This window comes from Rhodococcus sp. EPR-134, assembly GCF_001647205.1.
GTDB classification, from domain to species: domain Bacteria; phylum Actinomycetota; class Actinomycetes; order Mycobacteriales; family Mycobacteriaceae; genus Rhodococcus_F; species Rhodococcus_F qingshengii.
In genome coordinates, this window is record NZ_LVCT01000645.1 from 1 (window position 1) to 6,001 (window position 6,001).

Annotated in this window: 4 protein-coding genes and 1 pseudogene; all 5 read right to left on the minus strand. The window is 62.1% G+C overall.

All coding sequences use genetic code 11. The annotated features are described in order from the left end of the window. On the minus strand, positions 1 to 1,278 hold a 1,278-nt coding region (locus A2J01_RS28155; RefSeq protein WP_231915973.1), incomplete at its 3' end, for an ethanolamine ammonia-lyase subunit EutB. Next, on the minus strand, positions 1,275 to 2,747 hold the full coding sequence (eat, locus tag A2J01_RS28160; RefSeq protein WP_003941913.1) for an ethanolamine permease: 1,473 nt from the start codon (positions 2,745 to 2,747) through the stop codon (positions 1,275 to 1,277). The genes eat and A2J01_RS28155, both read right to left, overlap by 4 nt. Positions 2,748 to 2,912: 165 nt before the next feature. Beyond that, the gene (locus A2J01_RS28165) at positions 2,913 to 3,473 is read right to left on the minus strand and encodes a DUF779 domain-containing protein (protein ID WP_064114048.1); all 561 of its coding nucleotides are present in this window, start codon (positions 3,471 to 3,473) and stop codon (positions 2,913 to 2,915) included. Positions 3,474 to 3,564: 91 nt separating this feature from the next. Further along, positions 3,565 to 5,088 (minus strand): aldehyde dehydrogenase, encoded by a 1,524-nt coding sequence (adh, locus tag A2J01_RS28170; RefSeq protein ID WP_007730158.1) that lies wholly within the window; start codon positions 5,086 to 5,088, stop codon positions 3,565 to 3,567. A gap of 143 nt (positions 5,089 to 5,231) precedes the next feature. Beyond that, a pseudogene (locus A2J01_RS28175) lies at positions 5,232 to 6,001 on the minus strand (transcriptional regulator); the annotation flags it as partial.

Genomic DNA, 6,001 nt, shown 5'->3' on the forward strand with positions numbered 1-6,001 from the left:
CGCGTCGTGGAACGCCAGACTTTGATAGCCGAGCATCACGTCGTCGGCGCCGGGCACCGCGATCACGAACGCCGCGCCGGCGACGCCCAGCAAGGTGAGCAGGTTGTCCATGTCGTCTTGATCGGCTTCGGCGTGGTTGGTGTAGCAGACGTCCACTCCCATCGGCAGCCCGAGGAGTTTTCCGCAGAAGTGATCCTCCAAGCCCGCGCGAATGATCTGCTTGCCGTCGTAGAGATACTCGGGACCGATGAAGCCGACCACGGTGTTGACCAGCAGCGGTTCGAGATCACGTGCCACTGCGTATGCCCTGGTCTCGAGTGTCTGCTGATCGACCGGGGCTCCGCCGGTGCCGTAGTGGGCACCTGAGCTGAGGGCGGACCCCTGCCCCGTCTCCAGGTACATGACGTTGTTGCCGACCGTTCCGCGGTTCAAGGAGCGCCCGGCCTCGTTGCCCTCACGCAGGAGCGGAATGTTCACTCCGAAACCGGAATTGGCGCCTTCGGTACCGGCAATCGATTGGAAGACAAGATCGACCGGCACCCCCGATTCGATCAGTCCGATCGTGGTGGTCACGTGCGAGAGCACGCACGACTGAGTCGGGATCTCGAATCGCTGACGGATGTCGTCGAGCAGGTGGAGCAGATCCGAGGTGGCCTGGGGTGAGTCCGTCGCGGGGTTGATACCGATGACGGCGTCGCCACATCCCATCAGGAGACCGTCCAATGTGGCCGCCGCGATGCCGCGTGGATCGTCTGTCGGGTGGTTTGGCTGGAGTCGGGTGCTCAGCCGGCCGGGCAGTCCGATGGTCGTACGGAACCCCGCGGTCACGGTGATGGCCTTCGCGACGGCGATCAGGTCCTGATTGCGCATGATCTTGCTGACCGCCGCAACCATCTCGGGGGTGAGCCCGGGACTTACGGCGGACAACCGCGCGGAAGCTTCCGGCGCCGACGCGGTCTCGAGCAACCAGTCTCGTAGTCCGCCGACAGTCAGGTGCGCCACCGGCGCAAAGGCCAGGCGATCGTGGCTGTCGATGATGAGCCTGGTTACCTCGTCGTCCTCGTACGGAACCAACAGATCTTCGAGGAACACCGTCAACGGAAGATCAGCCAGAACCCATTGAGCAGCAGCACGTTCGGCGTCGGAGCTTGCCGCGCAACCGGCTAGTTCGTCACCCGACCGCAGTGGTGTCGCTTTTGCCATCAGATCGACGAGACCGTCGAACGAGTAGTTGGTTCCGGATACCTGCTGGTGATACTTGGCCATCCCGCGACTCATCCCAATTCTTCTTCCGCCTGTGCAAGTACAGCAAACTCCTCGTCCGGCGAGTTGGCAACAAGGTGGTGACGACTGTAGAGACCGAAGTACGCCATCAGAACTCCGAAGGCAACCAACGTCAGCAATGCCGCAACGGGATCGACCAGGAAGGTGGCCACCACCGACACTGCCGCGATCACGAGCGCAAACGAGGTGGTGGCGATACCGCCGGGCGTGCGGTACGGGCGCGGCATGTTCGGCTCACGTTTACGAAGAACGATGTGACTCACCATCATCAGGACGTAGCTTACTGCCGCGCCGAACACCGCCATGTTGAGCAACATTGCACCTTCACCGGTGAGTGAGAGCGCGAAGCCGATGATTCCGGGTACGACGAGCGCGAGAGTGGGGGCCTTGCGCTTGTTGGTCACCGACAGGTTCTTCGGCAGATAGCCGGCGCGGGAGAGCGCAAACGTCTGGCGTGAGTAGGCGTACATGATCGAGAAGAAGCTCGCGACCAGACCGGCAAGTCCGATGTAGTTGACGGCCTTTGCCGCTCCGCTGTCCCCCAGAGCCTCGACGAGCGGATTTCCGGAGGTGGACAGGGCGTCTGCGCCGAGCGCACCGGTGGCGAGGAAGAGAACCGTTGCGCCTGTGACGATCAGGATCAACATGCTGATGATGATGCCGCGGGGGACGTTCTTCTCCGGCTCACGTGCTTCCTCGGCGGCCAGCGGTACACCTTCGACCGCAAGGAAGAACCAGATCGCGAAGGGCACGGCGGCCCAGATTCCGAGCAGACCGAATGGCAGGAACGACGACGATCCGACTGCGCTGGTGTCGACGGCGATATCGGTGAGGTTGGACGAATCGAAAAGGCCGACAGCCGAAACCGCGAACACGACCAGGCCGACGAGTGCAATGGCGGTGATGATGAACATCGCCTTGAGTGCCTCACCGGCGCCGGTGAGGTGAATGCCGATGAAGATCGCGTACACCGCGAGGTACACCCACCAGCCGTCGGTGATCCCGAACAGGTTCAGGGACTCGACGTACGCACCGATGAAGGTCGCGATCGCTGCGGGTGCTATCGAGTACTCGATGAGAATTGCTGTGCCGGTGGCAAATCCGCCCCAGGGCCCCATGGCCCGTCTGGCAAACGTGTATCCACCACCAGCGGCAGGAAGTGCCGACGACATCTCGGCCATACCGAGCACCATCGCCAGGTACATACCCGCGATGACAACCGCCGCGATGAGAAGGCCACCGAAACCACCTTCGGCCAGACCGTTGTTCCAGCCGGCGTAGTCACCGGAAATCACATAGCTGACACCCAACCCCGCAAGCAGCACCCACCCTGCTGTTCCCTTTCGGAGTGTTCGTTTCTCCAGATACGAATTGTCTTCCGCATGGAAGTCTGCGCCGTCGTGGTGTGCACCCGCGGCACCGGCGTTTTTGCCGGTTGCGTGGTCGGAAAGAGACATGTCCATCCTCTGAATCGGTCAAGAATGAGACGACGCACGGTGGATGCGTCGCGTGAAATGAACGGTATGTGGGCGATGTACGGAGAAGGTCGCCTGGAGATGACCGTGCTGTTAACTGGCTGTCATGTGAGCGGCCCCGAGTCTGTTCAGATCTTCTTCAGGCTGCCGTTCTCAGGATCGGGCGGCCGCGCCCGGCACCGGGCAGGCGTCGACGGCCTCGGCGCCCACCTGGGGAACCGTCGGGGGCAAAGGACGCACGCCCGCTTCCCAATCAGCGCCCACGAGAATGCTCGACGCGCCGAGTGCTTCGTTTTCGTCCGGTGTGAATGCCCTTGCTCGACTGAGGAATCTGAATCCTTCAGGAGACTCCAGGCTGAATCCACTGCCGCGGCCGGGCACGACGTCCAGTACCAACTGGGTGTGCTTCCAGGCTTCGAACTGTGATCCGGAAATCCAGACCTGTACAGCGTCGGTTCCGGTGGGAAGGTCTTCGGGAGTCTCTCCGACAGCAAGTCGGAGATCGACGATTCCGAGTAGTACGTCACGGTCCCCGACGATGAATTCGCCTGAGGGATAACACATCGGGGCCGAGCCGTCGCAGCATCCGCCGGATTGATGCATCATCAGTTCGCCGTGAGTCCCGCTGAGGCGGCGCAGGAGGTCAGCCGCCCCAGCGGTGGTCACCAACCGGGGTGGAACGGCGCCGGTATCGGGTGTGTCCGTGGCGCTCATTCCAACCTCCGTGTGTTTGTGCAGGTTTCGCGTGTTGCAGTCTTGCTCACCGGCACCCGCAGCGAGGGGCTCACGGGTGCCGGTGGGTAGATCAGAAGAAGCCCTGAGCCTTCTGGGCGTAGCTGACCAGGAGGTTCTTGGTCTGCTGGTAGTGCGAGAGCATCATCAGGTGGTTCTCGCGGCCGATGCCGGACTGCTTGTATCCACCGAAAGCGGCGTGTGCCGGGTACTGGTGGTACGTGTTGGTCCAGACGCGACCGGCTTGGATGTCGCGGCCTGCGCGGTAAGCAACTCCGCCGTCGCGGGACCAGACACCGGCGCCCAAACCGTAGAGCGTGTCGTTGGCGATTTCGATGGCCTCGTCGTAGTCCTTGAACGAGGTGACCGAGACGACGGGTCCGAAGATCTCTTCCTGGAAGATGCGCATCTTGTTGTTGCCGGTGAACACCGTCGGCTGGACGTAGTAGCCGCCGGACAGGTCTCCGCCGAGTTCGGCTCGCTCACCACCGGTGATGACCTTGGCGCCTTCGGCCTTGCCGATCTCGATGTACGAGAGGATCTTCTCGAGCTGATCGTTGCTGGCCTGGGCACCGATCATGGTGTCGGTGTCGAGCGGATCCCCTTGGCGCACAGCCTTGGTGCGGATGGCTGCCATCGCGAGGAACTCGTCGAAGATGTCTTCCTGGATCAGCGAACGTGACGGGCAGGTGCAGACCTCGCCCTGGTTGAGGGCGAACATCGTGAAGCCCTCGAGTGCCTTGTCCTGGTAGTCGTCGTTAGAGGCGAGGACGTCGGAGAAGAAGATGTTGGGGCTCTTGCCACCGAGTTCGAGGGTGACGGGGATGAGGTTCTGCGACGCGTACTGCATGATCAGGCGACCGGTGGTGGTCTCACCGGTGAACGCGATCTTCTTGATACGCGGGCTGGACGCGAGCGGCTTTCCGGCCTCGACGCCGAAGCCGTTGACGATGTTGAGAACACCGGCAGGCAGCAGGTCACCGATGATGCCGATGAGGTGCAGGATCGAGACTGGCGTCTGCTCGGCAGGCTTGAGCACGATGGCATTGCCGGCAGCGAGGGCGGGAGCAAGCTTCCACACGGCCATGAGGATCGGGAAGTTCCACGGAATGATCTGGCCGACTACGCCGAGCGGCTCGTGGAAGTGGTACGCCACGGTGTCGGAGTTGATCTCCGAGAGCGAACCTTCTTGTGCGCGAATAGCTCCCGCGAAGTATCGGAAGTGATCGATGGCGAGCGGAATGTCGGCGTTGAGGGTCTCGCGGATCGGCTTGCCGTTGTCCCACGACTCGGCGAGTGCGATGGATTCGAGGTTCTCCTCCATACGATCAGCGATCTTGTTCAAGATGATCGCGCGCTCGGCGACCGAGGTCTTGCCCCAGGCCGGAGCTGCTGCGTGTGCTGCGTCGAGAGCGAGTTCGATGTCTTCTGCGGTGGAACGAGCCACATCACAGAAATTCTGTCCGGTCACCGGTGTCGGGTTCTCGAAGTACTGACCCTTGACCGGAGCAACCCATTCGTTGCCGATCCAGTTGTCGTATCGAGACTGGAAGGACATGATCGCGTCGGCGGTACCTGGGCGGGCGTACACGGTCATTGCAAGCTCCTATGTAAACGTGATCTTCCTGGGCGCACCCACCAAATCGGTGACTGCAATCCCACCCCCCGGTGGGGTGTGATTCACAACACTAGGAGTTGCAACGTTGCAAGTACGTTGCGTGCGAGAAACGCAGATGATTCTCAGATGCCCAACTGGCGGTCGAGGAGATCAATTCTTGCCTGGACCTGCGAATACAGCGGAGATTGAGGATCCAACGTGGACAGGTAGGCCTCCCACACGACTGAGTCTTCGCGGCCGTGCACCGACGTGGTCCACCGGGCCAGAAGGTTGGCGTCACCTCCACGCAGCAGAGCTGCCTGGACCCTGGTGCGTAGTTCTTCCCGCACCTCTTCGATGCCGGGAGACGCCGAGCCCGCCAGCACCGGGCCCGAATACAGTTTCATCGCCGTCGCTGCGTCGCCTCGATCCAACGCTGCCCGCACCTCGCCGACATCTGTCGTGAACTCCGTGATGATCCGATAGGGGCGCGAAGCCAGCCGGTCGGCACCGAAAACCTTACGAAGCCGCGACATTTCCGCGCGAATGGTCACTGCGTCGAGTTCGCCCTCGTCGAGCAGGACCGCAAGGTGGTCGGAGCTGAGACCCTCCGGGTGTTCGGAAAGCAGAAGGAGAATCTCGGCGTGACGCTGCGAAATCGGGATGCGGTCACCGCCGCGAACCAGCGTCGGCCGGCCGGCACCGAATGTTTCGAGGCGCGGAGCCGTGGCACTGAGTGGGATGGGCGAGTTCAAGAGATGGAATCGCAATTCCGATTCGGCGGCCGCGACAGTTGCACGGATCAGTGACAGCACTTCGGGAACCGCAACCCTGGGACCACCGGTGATGTCGATGGCACCAAGGATTTGACCAGTGGTGGGATCGTGGACGGGTGCGGCCGAACAACTCCAGT